General features: G+C 65.3%; 25 protein-coding genes and 1 pseudogene. 7 read left to right on the top strand and 19 right to left on the bottom strand.

Features of this window, described 5'->3' with window-relative positions; genetic code table 11:
• The first annotated feature begins 5 nt into the window (after positions 1-5).
• The 3 genes from JYK05_RS15715 to JYK05_RS15705 all read left to right on the top strand — a co-directional run bounded on the left by JYK05_RS15715 (position 6) and on the right by JYK05_RS15705 (position 1,840).
• Positions 6-410 carry an Hsp20/alpha crystallin family protein gene (locus tag JYK05_RS15715; RefSeq protein WP_206469368.1) on the top strand — a complete coding sequence of 135 codons (405 nt, stop codon included), beginning with the start codon at positions 6-8 and terminating at the stop codon, positions 408-410.
• A gap of 141 nt (positions 411-551) precedes the next feature.
• Complete coding sequence (locus tag JYK05_RS15710) at positions 552-1,331, top strand: ABC transporter substrate-binding protein (RefSeq protein ID WP_175941232.1); 780 nt, start codon at positions 552-554, stop codon at positions 1,329-1,331.
• Between the two features lie 200 nt (positions 1,332-1,531).
• The gene (locus tag JYK05_RS15705; protein ID WP_206469366.1) at positions 1,532-1,840 is read left to right on the top strand and encodes a hypothetical protein; all 309 of its coding nucleotides are present in this window, start codon (positions 1,532-1,534) and stop codon (positions 1,838-1,840) included.
• 3 nt (positions 1,841-1,843) lie between these two features.
• On the opposite strand, the gene JYK05_RS15700 is transcribed toward JYK05_RS15705, so the two are convergent.
• Positions 1,844-3,250, bottom strand: a complete 1,407-nt coding sequence (locus tag JYK05_RS15700; protein ID WP_206469365.1) for a PLP-dependent aminotransferase family protein — start codon at positions 3,248-3,250, stop codon at positions 1,844-1,846.
• Between the two features lie 138 nt (positions 3,251-3,388).
• On the opposite strand from JYK05_RS15700, the gene JYK05_RS15695 reads away from it, so the two are divergent.
• Together JYK05_RS15695 and JYK05_RS15690 are read left to right on the top strand one after the other, a co-directional pair.
• Positions 3,389-4,717, top strand: coding sequence for an aspartate aminotransferase family protein (locus JYK05_RS15695; protein ID WP_206469364.1), 1,329 nt, complete (start codon positions 3,389-3,391; stop codon positions 4,715-4,717).
• Between the two features lie 114 nt (positions 4,718-4,831).
• Positions 4,832-5,368 carry a carboxymuconolactone decarboxylase family protein gene (locus JYK05_RS15690; RefSeq protein WP_175941223.1) on the top strand — a complete coding sequence of 179 codons (537 nt, stop codon included), beginning with the start codon at positions 4,832-4,834 and terminating at the stop codon, positions 5,366-5,368.
• Here JYK05_RS15690 and JYK05_RS15685 read toward each other — a convergent pair.
• From JYK05_RS15685 to JYK05_RS15675, 3 genes are read right to left on the bottom strand one after another with little or no spacing between them, the layout of a single operon-like run.
• Positions 5,365-6,135, bottom strand: a complete 771-nt coding sequence (locus JYK05_RS15685) for a slipin family protein (RefSeq protein WP_175941221.1) — start codon at positions 6,133-6,135, stop codon at positions 5,365-5,367. The genes JYK05_RS15690 and JYK05_RS15685 overlap by 4 nt on opposite strands.
• 14 nt (positions 6,136-6,149) lie before the next feature.
• The gene (locus JYK05_RS15680) at positions 6,150-7,520 is read right to left on the bottom strand and encodes a nodulation protein NfeD (RefSeq protein ID WP_206469363.1); all 1,371 of its coding nucleotides are present in this window, start codon (positions 7,518-7,520) and stop codon (positions 6,150-6,152) included.
• The gene (locus JYK05_RS15675) at positions 7,517-8,047 is read right to left on the bottom strand and encodes a BON domain-containing protein (RefSeq protein ID WP_241269983.1); all 531 of its coding nucleotides are present in this window, start codon (positions 8,045-8,047) and stop codon (positions 7,517-7,519) included. Before JYK05_RS15675 ends, JYK05_RS15680 begins: the two co-directional genes overlap by 4 nt.
• A gap of 101 nt (positions 8,048-8,148) precedes the next feature.
• Between JYK05_RS15675 and JYK05_RS15670 the strand changes: the two genes are divergently transcribed.
• Together JYK05_RS15670 and JYK05_RS26720 are read left to right on the top strand one after the other, a co-directional pair.
• The gene (locus JYK05_RS15670) at positions 8,149-8,568 is read left to right on the top strand and encodes a secondary thiamine-phosphate synthase enzyme YjbQ (protein ID WP_175941218.1); all 420 of its coding nucleotides are present in this window, start codon (positions 8,149-8,151) and stop codon (positions 8,566-8,568) included.
• Between the two features lie 23 nt (positions 8,569-8,591).
• Positions 8,592-8,810: pseudogene (locus JYK05_RS26720) on the top strand (hypothetical protein); the annotation flags it as partial.
• On the opposite strand, the gene JYK05_RS15665 reads toward JYK05_RS26720, so the two are convergent.
• From JYK05_RS15665 to gsiB, 15 genes are all read right to left on the bottom strand, one after another.
• On the bottom strand, positions 8,768-9,538 hold the full coding sequence (locus JYK05_RS15665) for a CDP-diacylglycerol diphosphatase (RefSeq protein ID WP_175941216.1): 771 nt from the start codon (positions 9,536-9,538) through the stop codon (positions 8,768-8,770). The pseudogene JYK05_RS26720 and the gene JYK05_RS15665 overlap by 43 nt on opposite strands.
• Positions 9,539-9,739: 201 nt before the next feature.
• The gene (locus tag JYK05_RS15660; RefSeq protein WP_371826448.1) at positions 9,740-10,060 is read right to left on the bottom strand and encodes a DUF4148 domain-containing protein; all 321 of its coding nucleotides are present in this window, start codon (positions 10,058-10,060) and stop codon (positions 9,740-9,742) included.
• Between the two features lie 191 nt (positions 10,061-10,251).
• Complete coding sequence (hutG, locus tag JYK05_RS15655) at positions 10,252-11,064, bottom strand: N-formylglutamate deformylase (protein WP_206469362.1); 813 nt, start codon at positions 11,062-11,064, stop codon at positions 10,252-10,254.
• A gap of 24 nt (positions 11,065-11,088) precedes the next feature.
• A complete protein-coding gene (locus JYK05_RS15650) occupies positions 11,089-12,474 on the bottom strand; it encodes a formimidoylglutamate deiminase (protein WP_206469361.1) in 1,386 nt (461 codons plus the stop codon).
• A complete protein-coding gene (locus tag JYK05_RS15645; RefSeq protein ID WP_241269982.1) occupies positions 12,471-13,040 on the bottom strand; it encodes a HutD family protein in 570 nt (189 codons plus the stop codon). Before JYK05_RS15645 ends, JYK05_RS15650 begins: the two co-directional genes overlap by 4 nt.
• Position 13,041: 1 nt before the next feature.
• Positions 13,042-13,737, bottom strand: a complete 696-nt coding sequence (hutC, locus tag JYK05_RS15640; protein WP_175941210.1) for a histidine utilization repressor — start codon at positions 13,735-13,737, stop codon at positions 13,042-13,044.
• The gene (hutH, locus tag JYK05_RS15635; protein WP_206469358.1) at positions 13,734-15,281 is read right to left on the bottom strand and encodes a histidine ammonia-lyase; all 1,548 of its coding nucleotides are present in this window, start codon (positions 15,279-15,281) and stop codon (positions 13,734-13,736) included. The genes hutC and hutH overlap by 4 nt, the downstream gene beginning before the upstream one ends.
• A gap of 132 nt (positions 15,282-15,413) precedes the next feature.
• A complete protein-coding gene (locus JYK05_RS15630; protein ID WP_175941206.1) occupies positions 15,414-15,887 on the bottom strand; it encodes a GNAT family N-acetyltransferase in 474 nt (157 codons plus the stop codon).
• A 134-nt stretch (positions 15,888-16,021) separates the two neighbouring features.
• Positions 16,022-16,399, bottom strand: a complete 378-nt coding sequence (gene crcB / locus JYK05_RS15625) for a fluoride efflux transporter CrcB (protein ID WP_175941203.1) — start codon at positions 16,397-16,399, stop codon at positions 16,022-16,024.
• A gap of 43 nt (positions 16,400-16,442) precedes the next feature.
• Entirely contained in the window at positions 16,443-16,661 is a 219-nt protein-coding gene (locus JYK05_RS15620) for a hypothetical protein (RefSeq protein WP_241269981.1), read from the bottom strand.
• 72 nt (positions 16,662-16,733) lie between these two features.
• Positions 16,734-17,558 (bottom strand): M55 family metallopeptidase, encoded by an 825-nt coding sequence (locus JYK05_RS15615; protein WP_206469357.1) that lies wholly within the window; start codon positions 17,556-17,558, stop codon positions 16,734-16,736.
• A complete protein-coding gene (locus JYK05_RS15610) occupies positions 17,555-18,577 on the bottom strand; it encodes a P1 family peptidase (RefSeq protein WP_206469356.1) in 1,023 nt (340 codons plus the stop codon). The genes JYK05_RS15615 and JYK05_RS15610 overlap by 4 nt, the downstream gene beginning before the upstream one ends.
• On the bottom strand, positions 18,577-19,467 hold the full coding sequence (gsiD, locus tag JYK05_RS15605; RefSeq protein ID WP_206469355.1) for a glutathione ABC transporter permease GsiD: 891 nt from the start codon (positions 19,465-19,467) through the stop codon (positions 18,577-18,579). Before gsiD ends, JYK05_RS15610 begins: the two co-directional genes overlap by 1 nt.
• A gap of 7 nt (positions 19,468-19,474) precedes the next feature.
• Positions 19,475-20,395: a glutathione ABC transporter permease GsiC gene (gene gsiC / locus JYK05_RS15600; RefSeq protein WP_206469354.1), complete on the bottom strand. Its 921-nt coding sequence runs from the start codon at positions 20,393-20,395 to the stop codon at positions 19,475-19,477.
• Between the two features lie 9 nt (positions 20,396-20,404).
• Complete coding sequence (gene gsiB / locus JYK05_RS15595) at positions 20,405-21,970, bottom strand: glutathione ABC transporter substrate-binding protein GsiB (protein ID WP_206469353.1); 1,566 nt, start codon at positions 21,968-21,970, stop codon at positions 20,405-20,407.
• Positions 21,971-21,972: the final 2 nt, after the last annotated feature.

Raw genomic sequence — 21,972 nt, 5'->3', positions numbered from 1 at the left:
TCACGATGAACGACACCACTCAACTGGCGCAGCGCAACGAAGGCGACGTGACGCGCAAGAACGAAGACAATGCGCGCCGCGCGAGCATCACGCCCGCGGTCGATATCGTCGAAGACAGCCACGGCATCACGCTGTGGGCCGACCTGCCCGGCGTGCCGCGCGAAAAGCTGGACGTGAAAGTGCATGACGCGCGGCTCTATATCGAAGCCGAAGCGGTGGTCACCGCGCAAGCCGGCTTGCGCGTGCATCACGCTGAAGTGCGCGCGCCGCGCTTCGCCCGCGCCTTCACCGTCAGCGACGACTTCGACACCACGAAGATCGACGCGAACCTGACGAACGGCGTGCTCAAGCTCACCATTCCGCGCCGTGAAGAAGCGCGTCCGCGTCGCATCGAAGTGCGCGCGAGCTAAGAGAACCTTCTGCAGCAACGCAATGCCTTAGCCGAATGGCCGCGAATTTCGCGGCCATTTTTTTAGCGCCTGCTTAACGCCTCTATAATCTTCGGCGGCAGTCCGAGAACTATTCAAACTTATCGCTAGGAAGAGACGAACGTGAAGACGCTGTTGACGGTGTTGTTGAGTTCCATGCTGGCCGTGTCTATCGGCGCCCATGCGAAAGACTGGTCCACGATCCGGTTCGGCGTCGATGCCAGTTATCCGCCCTTCGAATCCAAAGCACCGGACGGCCAGCTCGTCGGCTTCGATATCGATGTCGGCAACGAACTGTGCCGCCGTCTCGACGCAAAGTGCGTATGGGTCGAGAACGCCTTCGACGGCATGATTCCCGGCCTCAAGGCGCGCAAGTTCGACGGCGTGCTGTCCACCATGTCGATGACGCCGGCGCGCGTCAAGCAGATCGCGTTCTCCAGCAAGCTCTTCCATGTGCCGACGCGACTCGTCGCGAAGCGCGACTCGAAGATTCAGCCGACGGCGGAATCGCTCGCGGGCAAATCGGTCGGCGTCGAACAAGGGTCGATGCAGGAGAGCTACGCGAAGGCGCATTGGGGCGCCAAAGGCGTGACGGTCGTATCGTATGCAGATCAGGATCAGGTCTATGCCGACCTGCTCGCCGGACGTCTCGACGCATCGCTGCAAAACGCGGTGCAGGCCGAACGCGGCTTTCTCGACACGCCGCGCGGCAAGCCGTTCGCTTTCGCCGGCCCGGCTCTCGAGGACAGCGCGATCTTCGGCCCCGGCACCGCGATCGGTCTTCGCAAGGAGGACACCGATCTGAAAGAGAAGCTCGACGGCGCAATTGCTGCGATGATCAAGGACGGCACGTACAAACGCATCGAGCAAAAGTACTTCGACTTCGATATCTACGGCGAATAAGCATAGGAAAGAAGACGGCGCGAGCGCGCTGTAGGGCTCGCGCCAACACATGCGTTGGCGCGCCGATGGCTTTTTTTCACGCACGTCATGCTGAAAATTACACGTCGCCCCGCTGGCACGCAGGGATGCTGCGTGGTCGAAGCATCGGCATAGTGTTTGCGTGCCCGGCAATGCACAGAGAGACTGTTTTCGGGGGCATCATGCATCATTCGATCGAACCTCACGAGCTCGGCAAAGTTGATCTCGAGCACTTTCAGATCGTGCAAGTATCGGACGGCACGCATACCGTCGTGCTCTGGGAAGCGCCGGAGCCCGACACGCTCGTGCCGCTGCATGCACGAGCCGCCACGCTCACCATTCGTCTGTGCGATCCGCTCAATCCGGTGCGCAGAAAAGACGTGTGCGAGCGCTTGCAGGCGCACCTCGCGGCATCGCGTAATCGCAAGAGCGCAGCGCGGCCGCGCACGCATCTGCATCGCCTGAGCGCGAGTCCGCGCGCCGCTGCCTAGCGGTCAAAGCGACTTGCCGAGAAAAGTCCACAGCGCGTCGTCGAGCGAATACGGCACGTTGAAGCGAAACCACGCGCTCGGCGCATCGCCCGGCCGGAAATACGACCCCGGCGCGAGCCAGATGCCATGTTCGAGCGCGCGCGTCGCGACATCGCTCGCATGCGATGGATCGATCGGCAACTCCGCCCATACGAAAAGACCCGCGCGCGGACGGCGGAACAGTGTCGCGCCGAGCGCATCCATGCGCTGCTCGACGACCGCATGCGCGTCCTTCAGCTTGTCGATCACGAATTCGACGTGCCGCGCATAGCGCCCTTCGGTCAGCACCTTCTCGACGATGCGCTCCGTCGCCTCCGACGACGTGAGTCCCACCGCCATTTTGGTGCGCGCCAGTTCGCGCAGCACGTCGCGCTCGGCGACGACATAGCCACAGCGCAGCGACGGCGTAATGGTCTTGGCAAAGCCGCCGACATACACGACGCGGCTCAGACCTTCCAGCGCCGCGAGCAACGGCGCGCCGGGCGGCGCGAGTTCGCGGTTCACATCGTCTTCCACGACCCACAGGCCATGCCGCTCGGCGATCTGCATCAGGCGGAACGCCGACGCCATGCTGAATGTCGCGCCGGTCGGGTTCTGCAGCGTCGTGTTGAGAAAGACGGCCTTCGGACGATGCTCCGTCACGATGCGCTCGAACACGTCCGTGTCGATGCCCGCGACCGTGCGCGGCACGCCATGCACGTTCAGGCCGGCGAGCCTGAGAATCTGCAGCAGATTGCAGTAGCCGGGATCTTCGACGACCACGGCATCGCCCGGACGCAGCAAGGTGCGCACGATCAGGTCGAGCGCCTGCGTCGCGCCGCTCGTCAAGAGCACATTGGATGCGGCATCGACCGGCAAGCCGTGACGGTCCAGTTGCTCGGCAATGCGCTCGCGCAGGGGCGCGAAGCCGTACGGATGCCCGTAATCCGCGATGCGCGCGGCCGGCACGCGGCTCACCGCGCGCAACGCGTGGTGCAGCCCGCTTTCGTTGACCCATTCGTTCGGCAGCCAGCCGCAGCCGGATTTGATCGGCACCGAATGGTCCGCGAAGACATCGGACAGCAGCCATGTCGCCGTGAGGCTCGGCGGCTGCCATTCGACCGAGCGGGCCCGCGCGCGCGGCCCGCGCACGGCCACGCGATACCCCGAGCCGCGCCGCGCGGTGACGAGGCCCATCGACACGAGCCTGCCGTACGCTTCGGTCACGGTGAACGTGCTCAGACGCTCGCTTTCGGCCAGACGCCGCACCGAAGGCAACAGCGCGCCCGCGCGCAACGCGTCCGACTCGATGGCGGATGTGAACGCGCGCACGAGTTGCTCGACGAGCGTCGGCGCCTGCCGCGAGCCGCGTTCCAGGTTGAGTTCGATCATCGGTTCAATCGGCCAAGGTTTGCCAGCACAGTTCACCCCATTTTGCCAGCACAGTTGGCAGCGCGGTGAAGCAACTGTCTATGCCGCGCAAAATTGCGTCGACATACAGTGACCGTTCTTTCGAGGAGAGTCCTAGCCATGAACGCCCGCCCCGTCATCGACGACCTGTCGTCTTTCTGGATGCCCTTCACCGCGAATCGCCAGTTCAAGGCCGCGCCGCGGCTTCTGGAAAGCGCCAAAGGCATGTACTACCGGTCGACGGATGGCCGCGACGTGCTCGACGCCTGCGCGGGGCTGTGGTGCGTGAACGCCGGTCATTGCCGCGAGGAAATCGTCGAGGCGGTGCAGAAGGCGCTCGGCACGCTGGATTTCGCGCCGACGTTCCAGATGGCGCACCCGCTCGCGTTCGAAGCCGCAACGAAAGTGGCCGAACTGATGCCCGACGGCCTCGACCGCATCTTCTTCACGAACTCGGGCTCGGAGTCGGTCGACACGGCGCTCAAGATCGCCATCGCCTACCATCGCGCGCGCGGCGAAGGCCAGCGCACGCGGCTGATCGGGCGCGAGCGCGGCTATCACGGCGTGGGCTTCGGCGGCATTTCGGTGGGCGGCATCGCGCCGAACCGCAAGACGTTCTCGGGCGCGCTGCTGCCCTCGGTCGATCATCTGCCGCATACGCACGATCTCGCGCACAACGCGTTCTCGAAGGGCCAGCCGGCGTGGGGCGCGCATCTCGCGGACGAACTGGAGCGCATCGTCGCGCTGCACGATGCGTCGACGATCGCGGCCGTCATCGTCGAACCGGTAGCAGGCTCCACCGGCGTGCTGATTCCGCCGCAAGGCTACTTGCAGAAGCTGCGCGAAATCTGCACGAAACACGGCATTTTGCTGATTTTCGATGAGGTCATCACCGGCTTCGGGCGTCTCGGCAAGGCGACGGCGAGCGAATTCTTCGGCGTGACGCCCGACCTCATCACCATGGCCAAGGCGATCAACAACGCGTCCATTCCGATGGGCGCGGTCGCGGCGCAGCGCAAGGTGCACGACACGATCATCGATGCGGGCGCGGCAAACGCCATCGAACTTTTTCACGGCTACACGTACTCGGCGCATCCGGCCGCGACTGCCGCGGCCATCGCGACGCTCGACCTCTATGTGCGCGACAAGCTGTTCGACCGCGCGGCATCGAAGTCTCCGGCGTTCGAAAGCGCGGCGCACGCGCTGCGCGACGCGCCGCACGTCAAGGACATTCGCAATCTCGGGCTCGTCGCGGGCATCGAACTCGAACCGCGCGACGGCGCGCCCGGCGCGCGCGCCTACGAAGCGTTCGTCAAGTGCTTCGAGGCAGGCGTGCTCGTGCGCTATACCGGCGATACGCTCGCGTTCTCGCCGCCGCTCATCATCGAAGACGATCAGATCGAGCGCATCTTCACGACGGTGAGAAACGTGCTCGAGACCGTGCAATAGAAGATGAGACGATCGCGCGTTTCCTTGAGACGCGCGCGCATTCACGGCAACCCTGCTCCGGCCTACAGTTGACTCACGCCATTCAGATGGCTCACCAACGAACCGGAGCACACCATGTCACGTCTTTCTCAAGTCAACGTCAACGAAGCCACCGGCAAGACCGCGGAACTCTTCAGCGCCATCAAGAAGGCCGCGGGCCGCGTGCCGAACGCGTATGCGACCATCGGCACGCACAGCCCGGCGGCGCTCGGCGCGGCCTTATCAAACGATGCCGTGCTCGCGAAGAGCAGTCTCGACAAGGCCGATGCCGAAGCCATCAAACTCGCCGTCAGCGAACTGGCGGGTTGCGATTACTGTGCCGCTGCGCATACGGTCGTCGGCAAGATGGTCGGACTCACGCAAGACGAAACGCAGCAGATCCGCGCGGGCGACGCGACCGGCAATGCGAAGCGCGATGCCCTCGTGCGCTTCGTGCGGCACGTGGCGGATTCGCGCGGCACGGTGGACGCCCGCGTGCTCGCCGATGTGCGGGAAGCAGGCTATAGCGAGGCGCAAGTCATCGACGCGCTGTTCGCGATGAGCGTCATCAACTTCACGAACCTCGTCAACCGCGTGAACGACACGACGCTCGACTTTCCCGCGCTCGTCTAAGGGTTCGAGGACTTCGCGAACCGGTCGATCACCGCGCTGACCAGATCGACCGGGACCGGAAACACGATCGTCGAATTCTTGTCGCCGGCGATCGTGGTCAGCGTTTGTAGATAGCGCAGTTGCATCGCCTGCGGCGCCTGGGCGAGCATCTGCGCGGCCTGCAACAGCTTCTCCGATGCCTGCAATTCGCCTTCCGCATGAATGATCTTCGCGCGACGCTCGCGCTCGGCTTCGGCCTGACGGGCGATCGCGCGAATCATCGTCTCGTTGATATCGACGTCCTTGATCTCGACGTTCGACACCTTGATGCCCCACACGTCCGTCTGCGCGTCGAGCACGCGCTGGATGTCGCTGTTCAGGCGCTCGCGCTCGGACAGCAGTTCGTCGAGCTCGTGCTTGCCGAGAATCGCGCGCAGCGTCGTCTGCGAGAGCTGGCTCGTCGCGTCGAAGTAACGCGCGACCTGAATCACGGCTTTCTCCGGATCGACCACGCGAAAGTAGACGACCGCGTTCACCTTCACCGAGACGTTGTCGCGCGTGATGACGTCCTGCGGCGGCACGTCGAACACGACCGTGCGCAGGTCCATGCGCACGACCTGCTGCACGACCGGAATGATGAGCACGAGCCCCGGCCCTTTCACCTTCCAGAAGCGCCCGAGCATGAACACGACGCCGCGCTCGTACTCGCGAAAAATGCGCACCGCCGATGCCAGCAGAAAAATGACGAGCGCGAGGACGATGCCGCCAAAACCGAAAGTCAGCCCCATGTTTTTAGCCTCGTTCAAGCTGCATGGTGATGTGATTCGTCGAACGGCTCGACGGTCAGCGTGAGTCCGTCGCGCGCGGTCACGCGCACGCGCGCGCCCTGTTCCGGCAACGCAGCGGGCGATGCCGGCCGCACGCGCCAGCGTTCGCCCTGCACGCGCGCCCAGCCGACGCCCTCGCCGCCCTCCAGCATCACGCCGATGCTGCCGAGCATGGCCTCGCCGCCGCTGACGACGGGCCGCCTGCGCGCCTTCAACGCGAGCCCCGACACCGCGAACACGAAGACCGCTGAGAACAGCGCGAGCGCGGCGACGAGTCCGGGCGGAACGCCGAAGCCGGGCACGTCGGTATCCACGAGCATCAGCGCGCCGATGGCGAACGCGACGATACCGCCGACGCCGAGCGTGCCGAACGTCGGCAAGAACGCCTCCGCGACAAGACAGCCGATGCCCAGCATCAACAAGCCGAGGCCCACGTAGCTCACCGGCAGCAATTGCAGCGCGAACAGGCCGACGAGCAGGCAAATCGCACCCGCGACGCCCGGCAGCACGTAGCCCGGATTCGCGAACTCGAAGAAGAGGCCGTACATGCCGATCATCATCAGTATGAGCGCGACGCTCGGGTCCGTGATCGCCGCGAGAAAGCGGTTGCGCCAGTCTGGCTGGAACGCGACGACGCTCGCCTCGCGCGTCGTCAGCACGCGCTCGCCCTGCGCCGTGTGCACGCGGTGGCCGTCGAGTTTGGCGAGCAGATCGGGGATGTCGGTCGCGGTGAGGTCGATCACCTTCTGCGCGAGCGCCTCGTTGGCCGAGAGCGCGACGGCCTCGCGCACCGCGCGTTCGGCCCACTGCGCGTTGCGGCCGCGCAATTGCGCGAGGCCGCGGATATACGCGGCGGCGTCGTGAACCTGCTTGCGCGTTTCGGTCGATGCCCCCTCTGCCGCGCCCGACGCCGCGCGCTCCGCTGCGCCGCCGCCGAGCTGGATCGGCGTGGCCGCGCCGAGATTCGTGCCGGGCGCCATCGCGGCGAGATGGGCGGCATACACGATATACGTGCCCGCGCTTGCCGCCCGCGCGCCGCTCGGCGCGATATATGCCGCGACCGGCACCGGCGACGCGAGGATCGCCTGAATGATGGCGCGCATGGAAAGGTCGAGGCCGCCGGGCGTGTCGATCCGGAGGACGGCGAGTTGCGCGCGCTCGTCTGCGGCCCGGGCGAGCGATCGCACGACGAAATCGGCGCTCGCCGGCCCAACCGCGCCGGTCAGCGGAATCACGACGACGGGCACGGCTGCTTCGGCGTGAAGCGGGAACACGGCTAACGCCAGCACTAACAAGAGGCGTCGGACGAACGGCAGAAGCCGGTCAGCGGGCATCGTTCTCATCATCGCCAATCGCCGGCCGAGGCCGGCGTCGCGCAGGGTCTCGCTTTCAGCTTAGGCGATAGAACCGTCGTGCGGTCGATGATCTTCTCGACGTCCGCCGTCTCGCTCAAGCCCTCCACGAATCGCGTGCGGTCGAAGTCCGGCGAGACGCAGCCGTCCACGTAGACGAAGCGGCGCTGCAGCGTGAGCCACAGACTCGTCTTGTCGCGCCATTGAAGCGATGCGTTCAGCGCGTTCAGACGGCGCGTGACGCTTTCGGCGATCTCGCGGTCGTAGTCGTAACTGTTCGGCAGAAGGCAGCGGCCCGCGATCCAGCAACTGTTGCCGCGCTCGATGCGATAGTGCGCTTCGTCGAGCCATTCTGCTTCCGTTTGGAACGGGCCGCGCGGCGCGGGGCAATCGGGAACGGCGTTCGATACGTGCAGAAACGGGTCGTTGCCGCGATTGGCGAGCGTCTCGTCGGCGTGGACGGCGAACGCATGCAATGCCAGCAGTACTCCGAGCAGCGCGGTGATCTTCGGTTTGCGCATGATCGTCCGATCGTGTGAACGGCACGCGCCAAGCATAGACCATCATCGCGCGAGCCAGCCGTTACACTGGAATCCGCACTTTCCCTCGGACCGAAAACGACATGAAACAGGCACTCCACCATCTGACGCTCGCAACCGGCTCGCGCGGCCTGCACGAAGTCACGCGCGACATCGACCGCTGGATCGACTTGCAGGATATCCGCACGGGCCTGCTGACGGTGTTCTGCCGTCATACGTCGGCGTCGCTGCTGATTCAGGAAAACGCCGACCCGGACGTGCGCGCGGACCTCGAACGGTATTTCGAATCGGTCGCGCCGGAAGCGCCCGGCCGCTATATCCACGACGCCGAAGGCCCCGACGACATGCCCGCGCACCTGCGCACCGCGCTCACCACCGTTCAGCTTTCGATTCCGGTCGAAGCAGGCCGCATGGTGCTCGGCACGTGGCAGGGCATCTATGTGTTCGAGCATCGGGCCGCGCCGCATCACCGTGAACTCGTGTTGCATCTGATCGGCGAGTGACCGGTTCTGGCGCGCGGCGGCCGCCCGGCGCGAACGACATCGCCACCGACATGAACCGCGATTCGCGGCTCGTCGTCTTCCGTCAGACGGACAACGCAGCCGCGCGCATGGCACTGTTTGTGCCGTTCGATACCATCGCTGGCGTCGATCGGACGGAACGACGCGTTGTTTCAGCGCTTCGATTGCTGGGCGGGTGTGGTCACGGCTTGACGATGACGCGTCCGGCCAGCGCGCAGGTGTGATCCTGCAATTCTTCCGACGACGCGAAATCGCCCGGACCGACGTGATCGTTGAGCAGAAAGAACGCGGGCGCGCCGTCGCTGCGCTCGGCGCCCACGAGCAGCAACGTCTGATCGCCCATGGAACCGCCTTCCTGCGCGACGGTGGCGGCCAGCAGCCGGAACGGATCGGTGCGCGACAAGTCCGCGTCGTCGATGCGCAACGCGCGATACCTGTGTCCGCGAAGGCGTACGGGCAGCGGCGTCCACTGCGTGCCGATGCCCGGGCCCGCTTCGCGCAGCGCCTCTGCCACGTCGTCCGCGAGGCAGTCGATATGAATATGCAGCTGGTTCTGCGTGCGTCCGCTCGCCGAATTGACCGCGAGCGACATCTCGTCGCGCGGCAAGCCGCGGCGCAGCGCGTCGTCGACGTAATGGCGCGCGTTCCATGCATCGCGCCAGTAGTTCGGCGTGTCCGGTTCCAGGAGCGCCGGACTTTCGATGCCGCTCACGCGTGCGGTCGGAATCAGCAGATATTGCGCGACGCCGACGATGTCCTTCAGCACCGCATAGCCGCCTGCGACGTTCACCTCGGCGCAAGGCTGCCCGATGCGCGCGCCATCGGCGGCGGGCACGCAGCGGTCATGGACGATTTGCCAGAGCGCATCGGGATTGCCCGCGCGCGCGGGCGAACACGCGAGGCCGAGTGCGACGGCGGCGCTGGCGAGCAAACACTTCGTGAGGATGTGCATCGGCAATGATCCGGGACGAAGACCTTAGCGTGCCGGATTATGCTTTCAGGCGCATGAAACCTCGCTGCGGCGGCCTCGCGCGTGCCGACTGCACAGCAAAAAGCGCCGGCTGCGATAACGCGGCCGGCGCTTTCTTCACTACGTTTGCCCTGCTCCTGCTACCCGCCGCGCGCTATCCGCTGCGGGATCACAGACTCCGGCTTAGTGGCCGAAGTAGACCGAGTTGCGATCCGACATCGTGACGGCTGCACGCGCGCCCGACTGGGCGTTACCAGCGGTCGACGCGCCATACGACGTCGTTGCAACGGCACCTTGCTCCGCGTTCACGCGCGCCTGAGCGGCTTGCAGATTTTGCGGATAGTCCACGCGGTCTTGCGACGGGTTGTAGCCAGCCTTTTCCAACTGAGCGAGTTCTGCGCGAACTTCAGCGCGCGTCACGGGCGCGTTGTTTTGCGCGAAGGCGAAAGTCGGAGCGGCCAGAGCCGAAGCGATGACGAGTGCCGGAACGAATGACTTGATCATGATGACCTCCAATATCTTGTTGTGAGATCGATTGGAAACCGGAGAGCTTTTTAAGCGTTTTCTGATTTCCTTTCGCTTGGAGAGAAGTTTAGGAGGTCATCGACTTAGGGGAAACCCCGATTCTCATGAAAGATATTTGTTCAACGAGCAATAATCCAGGCATTGATCCGGGCGGGTGACGAACGCCGCAGTCAGCGCGCCGCCACATGTTCGAGCGCCACGGTCATCAATTCGCGCAGCAGCGGCTGAACGGCGCTGGCGCGGGTGTCGTCGTACGCATAGGGCGACGTTTCCTGCATGTAGGTCACCTGCGTCAGTTCAAGTTGCACCGCGTGGATGCCGCGCGCCGGCTCGCCGTAGCGCCGCGTGATGTAGCCGCCCTTGAAACGCCCATTGGCGACGCTCGTATATCGCCCGTCACGCGATACGACCTCTGCCAGCCGCTCCGCGAGTCCCGGCGCCGCCGACGCGCCGTCTGCCGTGCCGAAGTTGAAGTCGGGCAAGCGGCCCTCGAAGAAACGCGGCACGACCGAACGGATGGAATGCGCTTCCCACAGCAGCACGCGCCCGTGCGCTTCGCGCAGCGCAGCGAGCTCGCCGGCGAGCGCGTCGTGATACGGCTGCCAGTACAACGCGCGACGCGCCTCGATCTGCTCGCGCGACGGCGCGTGTCCCGGGCGGTAAAGCGGCTCTTTGTCGAACGTATCGACGGGGCAGAGACCCGTCGTGTCGCGACCGGGGTACAGATTCGCGTCGTCCGGCGGGCGGTTCAGGTCGATCACGTAGCGCGCATATTCCGGCAGCAGAATTGACGCGCCCAACTCGCGCGCGAACGCATACAGCCGCTCCAGATGCCAGTCGCAATCGTCGACGCGCCGCGCCACCGGCGTCATCTCATCGACGAGCGCCTCCGGAATGCGCGTGCCTCGATGCGGGATCGAAATCAAAAGCGGCGCGGTGCCGCGTTCCAGCGTGTAGATGGAGCAATCGTGAACGGTATCCATGTCTGCGGCTCCGGGAGTTGAACGTTACGCGAGCAGTTCGCCGAGCGCCGCGCGATAACGCGCGAGTGCCCGCTCTTCGTCGGCGTGGCGGCGGTCGGTCACGACCTTGCGGCCGCCGACGAACACGTCGCGCACCGGCGTCTGTCCATGCTCGCAGAAAACCGCGCTGGACAGCCACGCGTCGCAGGAAAGGCCGCGGATGCCGGGATGCGCTTGGTCCAGCACGATCCAGTCCGCGCGCATGCCCGCCGCGAGCGCACCGACGCGCCGCCCGGTCGCGCTCGCGCCGCCGTCGAGGGCGGCGTCGAAAAGACGGTCGGCCGGCCGCGTGTCGCCAGCCGACGCCAGCACGTTGCGCTCGCGACGCAGCAAACGCTGGCCATATTCGAGCAGCCGCAGTTCCGCGCGCCAGTCGACGCCCACGTGACTATCCGAGCCGATGCCGAAGCGCCCGCCCGCATCCAGATAGTCGCGCGCCGCGAAGAAGCCGTCGCCGAGATTCGCCTCCGTCGTGAGGCACAGGCCGGCGACCGCGCGGCTTTCGGCGAGGCGGCGACATTCGCTCGCGTCCATATGCGTGGCGTGGACGAGGCACCAGCGCGCATCCACGTCGAAGCGATCCAGCAGCCACTGCACCGGCCGCTGGCCGGTCGCGGCGACGCACGCATCGACTTCGGCAACCTGCTCGGCGATATGAATGTGCACCGGAGCGCGGTCGAAGCGGGCGTCGAAGCCTTCGAGGAGCGCCGCGAGCGACTCGCCCGAGACCGCGCGCAGCGAGTGCGGTGCGACGCCGTAACGCCGCGCGCCGTTCTCCGGCCGGGCGCGGGCTAGCGTATCGAGCATGTCGAGGAGGCTCTCGGGCGTATGCAGGAAGCGGCGCTGATCGTCGCGCGGCGCGGCCTGGCCGAAGCCGCTGTACTGATAGAGCACCGGCAGCATGGTGATGCCGATGCCCGCGCGCTCTGCGGCGTCCACCACGCGCTCGGCCAGTTCCGCGCGGTTCGCATACGGCGAGCCGTCCTGCGCGTGATGCACGTAGTGGAATTCGCAGACGGAGGTGTAGCCCGCCTTCAGCATTTCGATGTAGAGCCAATGCGCGATGTCCGCGAGCGCGTCCGGCCCGATCTTCGCGGCGAAGCGGTACATCAGGTCGCGCCAGCTCCAGAAGGTATCGGCGGCGCTCGCGCGATATTCGGTGAGCCCGGCCATCGCGCGCTGGAACGCGTGGGAATGCAGATTCGGCATGCCCGGCAACACCGGGCCTTTCGCCCGCTCGACGCCAGCGGGAGCCGCGCTGTCCGGCTCGACGCGTGTGAGCGCGCCGTCGTCGTTCCACTCGATCAGCACGTTGCGCCGCCAGCCATCGGGCAAGCGCGCGTGGTCCGCGAAATAGAGGTTCAAGCTCATCTCTCCTCGATGCCGATGCAAAGCCACGCGGCATCGCCCGCGGCTTCGACGATGCAATTGCGCTCGATGCGCGCGGTATCGCCCGGATAGAGCATTGCGCGCGTTCCGTCGGCAGACGCGATATTCAGGCTGCCGCTCGCGCAGTAGGCGAACGTCGATTCGTGCTCCTGCGCCAGTTCATGACGCCCGGCCCGCCGCACGCTCACCGACATGCGCGCGCGGTCGCGCCGCACCATCACGTTGAAGTCGCGCGTCGGGCCGTCGATGAGACTGGCGTGGATCGGCGTTTCGCCCGCAAAGCGCGCCATCGCGAGCGGTTCGTCGAGCCGATGCTCGCGGCCACCGGCTTCGGCGAGCAGCATGCCCGCGCCGTCGAGCAGGACGAGCGCGCGATCGACGCCGGTAAACGCCGAAAACGCGCCATCCGACGACACGTCCGCGACCGACAGCCGCCACGCGAACGCATCGAGCGACGCGCCCGGCGGCCCCGCCGCGATCTCGCGCGTGATGCCGCCGCCGTTCTTCCACGGCACGGCGATGAGCGAAGCCCCAGGAATGATCGTCACGTCAGAAGTGCCCGGTGAATTGATATCGGTCGCCGGGATGCCAGAGATTCGCGACCGACGCGACGGCATCCCGCGACCACGTGCGCCGATGCAGCAACAGACACGGCTCGTGCTCGCCCATCGCGAGCGCCGCGCGGATTTCGGGCGACGGCACGGACGCCTCGATCCGGTATTCCACGCGCTGCAGCGGCGCGGCGATCATCAGGTACTGGTTCGGCGTGATCGTCGTGAAATCCTGCCGCGCGTACTCCGGCGCGAGCGCCGGGTTCACGTAACGTTCTTCGAGTTGCACCGGCTCGTCGTTTTCAAAGTGCAGCACGCGCGAATGAAACACCGGGCTGCCGAGCGCGAGTTGCATCTCGCCGGCGAGCGCCTCGTCCACGATGGATGCGCCCAGATGCAGCACCTGCGCGCGATACGCATGACCGCGCGCAGCGATTTCGTCCGAGATGCTGCGAATCTCGACGAGCGTCGACGCGTACTTCGGCTGCGCGACGAAGGTTCCCGCGCCTTGCACGCGCGTCAGCACCTGTTCGGCGGTCAGTTCGCGCAGCGCGCGGTTCACGGTCATGCGCGCGACCTTGAACTCGCGCGCCAGCTCGTTCTCGGACGGCACCTGATCGCCCTCGCGCCACTCGCCAATGTGAATGCGCTGCAGGATGTAGTCCTTGATCTCCTGATACGCGGGCGTGTTCATGCGCTTGCTTCCGCCTTTTCCGCGGCTTCGGAAGCAAATGCGAACGGGCTATGCCGCGCGATCGCGCCCTGCTCGACCAGTTTGGCGATGGCCGCGATATCCGGCGCGAAGTAGCGGTCCAGGTCGTAATGCGGCACGTGCGCGCGCAGCGTGTTCATCACCTCGATGAGCGGCGCGCTCGTCTTGTGCGGCGCGCGCAGATCGACGCCCTGCGCCGCCGCCAGCAGTTCGATGGCGAGAATGTTGGCCGTGTTGCTCGCGATATCGCCGAGCTTGCGGGCGGCGAACGTGGCCATGGAAACGTGATCTTCCTGATTCGCCGACGTGGGCAACGAATCGACCGAAGCGGGATGCGCCAGCGTCTTGTTCTCGGAGGCGAGCGCCGCCGCCGTCACGTGCGCGATCATGAAGCCGGAGTTCACGCCGCCGTCGCGCACGAGGAACGGCGGCAGGCCGGAAAGCGTGGCGTCGATCAAGAGCGCGATGCGCCGCTCGGCCAGCGCGCCGATTTCAGCGGCGGCGAGCGCGAGATTATCGGCGGCGAAAGCAACCGGTTCAGCGTGGAAATTGCCGCCCGACAGCACTTCGCCGGTATCGGGGAAGATCAGCGGGTTATCGGAGACCGCGTTTGCTTCGATCAGAAGCACGTCGGCGGCGTGGCGCATCTGGTCGAGGCACGCGCCCATCACTTGCGGCTGGCAACGCAGGCTGTACGGGTCCTGCACCTTCTCGCAATCCGCGTGCGACAGATTGATGCCCGAGCCGGCGAGCAGCGCGCGATACGCCGCCGCTGCGTCGATCTGCCCGCGATGCCCGCGCAACTCATGGATGCGCGCATCGAACGGCACGACCGAGCCCGCGGCCGCATCCACCGACAGCGCGCCTGCCACGAGCCCGGTGCGGAACAGGTCCTCGATGGCGAACAGGTGATACAGCGCGAGCGCCGCCGATGCCTGCGTGCCGTTCAGCAGCGCGAGCCCTTCCTTGGCCTGGAGCGTCAACGGCTTCAGGCCGGCGACCGCGAGACCGTCGAGCGCGCTCGCGCGTTCGCCGCGAATGGTGACTTCGCCGATGCCGAGCAGCACCGTCGACATATGCGCGAGCGGCGAGAGATCGCCGGATGCGCCGACCGAGCCCTTCACCGGGATGATCGGCAGCACGTCCGCGTTGAACAGCGTGATGAGCGCCTCGATCACTTCGCGGCGGATGCCCGAATGGCCGCGTCCGAGGCTCGACAGCTTCAGCGCCATGAGCAGCCGCACGACCGGGCGCGACATCGGCTCGCCCACGCCGACCGCGTGCGACAGCACGAGATTGCGCTGCAACAGTTCGAGCTGGTCGGCGGGAATATGCGTGTTCGCGAGCCGCCCGAAGCCCGTGTTGATGCCATACGCCGGATCGCCCTTCGCGGCGATGGCCGCGACCGCGCGCGCGCTGGCGTCGATGGCGTCGAAGCTCGCGGGATCGAGCCGCAGAGAATCGGAGCCGCGCGCGATTCGGCGCAGTTGCGGCAGCGTGAGTTTTCCGGGCGTCAGCGTAATCATGTTTCATCCTGTCTATACAAGTCAGACGCCAGTCTAAACGGGCATAAACGGCGAAACAAGAGGCTTTCCGGGATTCCCCTTAGCCCGATTAGCGGATATAGGCGACGCTTGTCTATACAGAACGCGCGATGCTCACAGCACTTTCTCCATCACGAACTGCACGAACCGCTGTCCGCGCACGACGACCGCGCGTGCCAGCAGCATCGTGAACCCGCAATATTCGAAGAACGGCCGGCCTGTCGCGCTCGCGTAGGTGTGCAGCACCTGCATGCCCGCCTCGTCCGCCTCGGCTTCGATGCGCGCGAGCAGCGCGGTCGCTACGCCTTTGCGCTGGTGCTCCGGGTGGACGAACATCATGTCGATCAGGCCGTTTCGCTCCAGATCGGCGAATCCGGCAAGCTGGCCGCCGCTGAACGCCACCCACGTCGGGCGGCTCGCGCGGGCGAGCGCCCATTCGTCGGGATCGGCCTGCGCCCAGACGTCGATCTGCTTTTGGTTGTAATCCGCCGATGCTGTCTCGCGCACCGCGCGGAGAAACAGGTCGATCACGCCGTCGAGATCACTCGCCCGGTACGGTCTGATTTCGATAAGCGGGAACTCGGGCATGTCTTCACCTTCTGTGTTGCAATAAAAATCGAGCCGCTGAAAGCGCGGCGAAGTGTCGGGCGTTTGAACGCGGGAAGGATTGTAGGAAACGGGCGCGGGATAAAAGCCAAAAGGTGTCGCGAACGTGTCGCCGATCAGCTTGCGACGGCCACCGTTGCGATGCCGAGCGCGGTCATCACGAGCGACGCCCCGACGTGGATGGCGATCTCCGCCAGCGCCCAGCCGAGCCGCCCCTGCTGCAAATGCGCGACGACTTCCGCGGAGAACGTCGAAAACGTGGACAGGCCGCCCATCAACCCGGTGATGACGAAAAGCCGCCACTCGACAGAGAGATCCGGAACACGCGCGAAGAACGCAACCGCCACGCCGATGATGTAGCCCGCGATGACATTGGCCGCGAACGTGCCGAGCGGCAGGTTCGGAAAGACGGCGTTCAGGCGCAGGCCGAGCGCCCAGCGCAGCAGCGAGCCGAGGCCGCCGCCGAGTCCCACCGCGATGATCGACAGGTACATGTAGTTGTTCAGTAATCTTGATGAAAATGCGGGCGTGCCGACATCATGCTCCGCGAGCCAGCCGTTCGATCAGCGCGGCGCGGCTCGGCTCGACGATCCATCCTTGGCCGTGCCGCAGATGCGCCGTCCACGTGCCGTCGCGCCGCGCTTCCCAGCATCCGGCTTCGTGACCGTCGATGAACAGCGATCCGCGCATGACAAGCATCGGATCGGCCGGATCCAGCGCGGTGTCGTCGTTGTGTGCGAGCCTGACGTCATGCATGACACTTCGCCTGCCGGGCATTGGATGGAGCGTGCCTGCTCAAGGGCTCCATTCTAACGATACTTCCGGGCTTCACCGTAACATGAATGACATTGCCGAAAGGCAATTGAGCGTGCGAACGACATGCTCGGCGCTGGGCGCGTCGAAGGCGAGCGTGACCGCGTCGATGCGTTCCAGCGACGGCCACTGGCAGAAGAGATCGGCGAGCGCGCTCGTCTGAACGCGGAGTTCGCAGTGCCGTGTCGAAGCTTCGTGGCGCGCGCCAAAGCGCTCGTGTGCAGCGCCTTCGACGACCTCTTGCGCCGCGCGCCGGATCGCTTCGCATGCCGCAGCGGGCGTTTGCGTCACGCCGCTGGAATAGCCATGCGCCGATTTCACGCAGACGAAGCGCGCGCCTGCGAACAAGGGCAAGGTCTCGGCGCCGAAGACGTCATCGCCTGTGAGCAGCGCCACGCGCGCGCCGCGTTCTTCTGCGAGCCGGCCGTACAGCGCCGCCTCGCCGGCCTCTTCGCCGTCGACCTTCACGCGCGCGAACGCCGTGCTGTTGATCGTGTGCGCGAGAATGCCGCGGCTTTGTGCGCGCGCGTGATAGCCGACCATGAACACCAGATCGGGCGATGCTTCGAGGCCCGCCATCATGCCTAGCGTGCGTGGCTTGCCGAGTACGAGCCGCACCCGTGAATCGAACGCTTCGGGCAAGAGATTGCGAAAGCCGCCGTGCGAATCGTTCACCCATACTTCGGACGCGCCGCCTTCGAATGCGCCTTGGGCCGCCGCGTTCGCCTCATGCGTCATCCAGCGTCGCGCCTGCTCGTACTCCACGTTGCCGGGCCGCGTTTGCTCGGGATGAAACACACCCGCGATACCTTCGATGTCCGTCGAGATCAGCACTTTCATGGCGTCGGTTTCAATGCGTCCGTGAGAGATAGCCGCCGATGTCCGTCGCGGCCGGTCACGGTCTCCGCGCTGAAGAGCGCATCGAGAATCGCTTGTTCGATGCTGTCGGCAGCCGCCTGAAACAGCGGATCGAGCCGCGCGTCGGAAAGCAGAGGCGGCAGCGTGACGTATGCGGCGTCGTGCGGCACGGTGTACGCCGTCGAGAACGCGAGCGCAATGTCGCCGCTTCCGTGGCCATAGACCGAGCCCGTGCGCGCCAGGCCGGCGGCCGCGCGCATCGCCATGCGTCGCAATTGTCGCGAGTCCAAAGGCGCATCGGTCGCGAGCAGCATGATGATGCTGCCTTGCTCCGGCGTCATCTGCCCTTGCGCGGCCGCGTGCAACGCGAGGCCGACGGGCTCGCCCGCTATCGTGAGCTGGGGCAACCGCCCGAAGTTGGCGAGCACGAGCGCGCCGACAACATATGCGTTCCCGCCGCTAGCGACGATCCGCGACGCCGACCCGATGCCGCCTTTGAGTTCGAAGCACGACATGCCGCGCCCCGCGCCGACCGCACCGCGCGCGAAGTCCTTCTCGCATTCGGCGAGCGCTTCGCGGTAATGCGCCTCTTCGACGGCGAACGCCTGCAAGTCGTTCAGATAGCCGTCGTTGCACTCGAAGACGAGCGGATTGACGCTCGGCCACTCACGCCCTATGTCCCGATTTGATTCGCACGCCGAACGAATCTGCGCCGCTGCAACGGCACCGACGCCGAACGTATTCGTCAATGCAATCGGCGTTTCGAGCACGCCGAGTTCATCCACTTGCACGAGGCCGACGCTCTTGCCGAAGCCATTGATCACGCACGCGGCGGCAGGCACTTTCTCGCGATACAGATCGCCGCCGTGCGCAAGCACGACGGTCACGCCGGTCTGCACGTCGCCGGCATCGAGCGTGCAGTGCCCCACCGTGACGCCCGCGACATCCGCTATCGTTGCGCGTGCGCCCGCCCGCAATGTGCCGATATGCGGTGCTTTCATCACGGCCGGTCCAGCTTCGGATCGAGCGCGTCGCGCAAACCGTCGCCGAGCAGATTGAACGCGAGCACCGTGAGGAAGATCGCGAGGCTCGGGAAGATGGCGACGTGCGGCGCCATCGCCATGTCGGCGCGCGCTTCGTTGAGCATCGCGCCCCACTCCGGCGTCGGCGGCTGCGCGCCGAGTCCGAGAAACGAGAGGCTCGCCGCCGTGATGATCGACGTGCCGATGCGCATCGTGAAGTACACGACCACCGACGAAATCGTGCCCGGCAGAATATGTCGCACGATGATCGTCCAGTCCGACGCGCCAATGCTGCGCGCCGCCTCGATATACGTCAGGTGCTTGAGCGCGAGCGTGTTGCCGCGCACGAGCCGGGCAAACGCGGGAATGCTGAAGATGGCGACCGCGCAGACCACGTTCACCATGCCGTTGCCGAGAATCGCGACGACGCCGATCGCGAGCAAGATGCCGGGAAACGCGAACAGCACATCGGAGATGCGCATCACGATGCGGTCCCACCATCCCTCGTAATAGCCCGCGAGCAGGCCGAAAAACGTGCCGATCACCGCGCCGATCACCACCGACAGCAACCCGGCCGTCAGCGAAATGCGGCTGCCGACGAGTATGCGGCTGAGAATATCGCGCCCCAGCGAATCGACGCCGAACCAGTGCGTAGCCGATGGACCCGCGTTGAGCGCGTCGTAATCGAAGTAGTTCTCCGGATCATAAGGCGCGATATACGGCGCGATGATCGCGATCACGATCAGCAGCAGCACGAACACCGCCGCGATCATCGCGACATGCTGCTGCCTGAACTTGCGCCAGAACTCGGTCCACGGCGTGCGGACGTTCTGCTGCGTGTCGTGTGCGGCTTGCACGGTTACGCTCATGCCGTCCTCACTTGAAGCGGATAGTCGGGTTGATGACCGCGTACAGCACGTCCACCACCAGATTGATGACGATGAATTCCAGCGAAAACAACAGCACTTCCGCCTGAATCACCGGATAGTCGCGCATCTCGACGGCATCGACGAGCAGGCGTCCGAGCCCCGGCCAGTTGAACACCTTCTCGACCACGATGGAACCGCCGAGCAGGAAGCCGAACTGCAGACCCATCATGGTGACGACGGGAATCATCGCGTTGCGCAGGCAGTGCTTCACGATGACGATCGGCTCGTGCACGCCCTTCGCGCGCGCCGTGCGCACGAAGTCTTCGCCGAGTACTTCGACGAAGGAAGCGCGCGTGAAGCGCGCCATCACCGCTGCCACCGCCGCGCCGAGCGTCAGCGATGGCAGCACGTAGCTTTGCCAGGTGCCGTCGCCGACGATAGGCAGCCAGCCGAGCTTCACCGAGAAGATCTCCATCAGCAGCATGCCGAGCGCGAACGCAGGAAACGAGATGCCCGACACGGCGAGCGTCATGCCGAGCCGGTCGGGCCACCGGTTGCGCCATATCGCAGACACGATGCCGATGCTCATGCCGAACACCACGGCCCACGCCATGCTGGCGAGCGTGAGCCACAGCGTCGGCATGAAACGCTCCGCGATTTCGGTGCTGACGGGGCGCTTGCTTCGCGTCGATTTGCCGAAGTCGAAATGCGCGACCTTGCCGAAGAAGCTCGCGAGTTGCTGCGGCAGCGGCTTGTCGAGGCCGAGGTCCGCGCGAACGAGCGCAACCGTCGCTTCGTCCGCTTCGGCCCCGGCTGCGAGCCGCGCGGGATCGCCCGGCAACAGATGCACGAACATGAACACCAGCACCGCGACGATGAAGAGCGTCGGCAGCAGCCCGAGCAGACGTTTGGCAAGGAAGTTGAGCATCGCGGGTCTTTACTTGATGGCGATCTCGTCGAAATTGAACGAGCCGTCCGGCATCACATACGCGCCGGAAAGACGCTTGCTGCGCGCGTACACGACCTTCTCCGTCACGAGAAAAATCCACGGCGCGTCGGCCCAGATGCGCTTTTGCGCATCCGCATAGAGCGCGGCTTTCTCGTTGCGGTCGGTGGTGGCGAGCGCCTTCTGCAAGTCGGCATCGACATTTTCGTTCTTGTAGTACGCGGTATTCGCGAGCTTCGGCGGAAACGATGCACTGGAAAGCAGCGGCGAGATGGCCCAGTCCGCTTCGCCCGTCGACGAAGACCAGCCGATGTAGTACATGCGCACCGGAGCCGTCGCCGGGTCGGGCGCGCTGTCGACGCGCTGCACGCGCTGGCCCGCTTCCAGCGCCTCAACCGACGCTTTGACGCCCACCTGCGCGAGCTGCTGCTGCACGAACTGGATGATCTTCTGCGCGGTCGTGTGGTTATAGCCTGACCACAGCGTCGTTTCGAAACCGTTCGGATAGCCCGCTTCCTTCAACAGTTCACGCGCCTTCGCCGGATCGTATTTCCACGGGCCGGTCTTCGTCGCGTAGTCGACGCCCGGCGGAACGACGCCTTCAGCAGGCACCGCGTAGCCCGCGAACGCGACCTTGACCAGCGCTTCCTTGTTGATCGCGTAATTGAGCGCCTCGCGCACCTTCGGATTGTCGAAGGGCTTCTGCTGCATGTTCATGCTGATGTAGCGCTGGATGATGGAAGGCGCGGCGACCAAGTCCACCTTCGTGCTCGACTTCAGCGTGGCCGCCTGCTCGAACGGCACCTGGAACGCGAAGTCCGCTTCGCCCGTTTGCATGAGCGCGGCGCGCGTATTGTTATCGACGACCGGCTTCCAGTCGATCATGTCGATCTTCGGATAGCCCTTCTTCCAGTAGCCCGCGAACTTCTTCACCTTCAGGTCGTCGGTCTGTTTCCATTCGACGAACTCGAACGGCCCCGTGCCCACCGGATGAAACGCGATGTCCTTGCCGTACTTCTTGAGCGCGGTCGGCGAGATCATGACCGCGGACGGATGCGCGAGCACGTTGATGAACGCCGAGAACGGAAACTTGAGCGTGACCTTCACCGTGTACGGATCGACCACTTCGGTCTTGTCGATCTTGTTGAACAGGTTGTAACGCTTGAGCTTGTTCGCGGGATCGGTCACGCGGTCGAAGACGGCCTTCACGGCTTCCGCATTGAAGTCGGTGCCGTCATGGAACTTCACGCCCTGGCGCAGATGAATGGTGTACACCTTCGCGTCGGGACTCGCCTCGTAGCTCGTCGCGAGCACGGGCTGAATCTTCATGTCCTTGTCGAAGCCGAAAAGCCCTTGGTAGAACGACTTCGCGACCGCTTGCGAAAGCGTGTCGTTCGCATCGTACGGATCGAGCGTCGTGAAGGTCGAGGCGACCGCCATGACAGCAGTGCTTTGCGCGTACGCGGACACAGGACCGAGCGCGGCGAATGCAGCGAATCCGGCGAACGCGCCAGCGGATATGAGCGCGCGCAACGGTGAAGGACGAGAGGACGGCATCG

Source organism: Caballeronia sp. M1242, assembly GCF_017220215.1.
Classification (GTDB): Bacteria; Pseudomonadota; Gammaproteobacteria; order Burkholderiales; family Burkholderiaceae; genus Caballeronia.
Note: the sequence above shows the minus strand (reverse complement) of the source record. Positions and strands in the feature narration are given on the sequence as shown.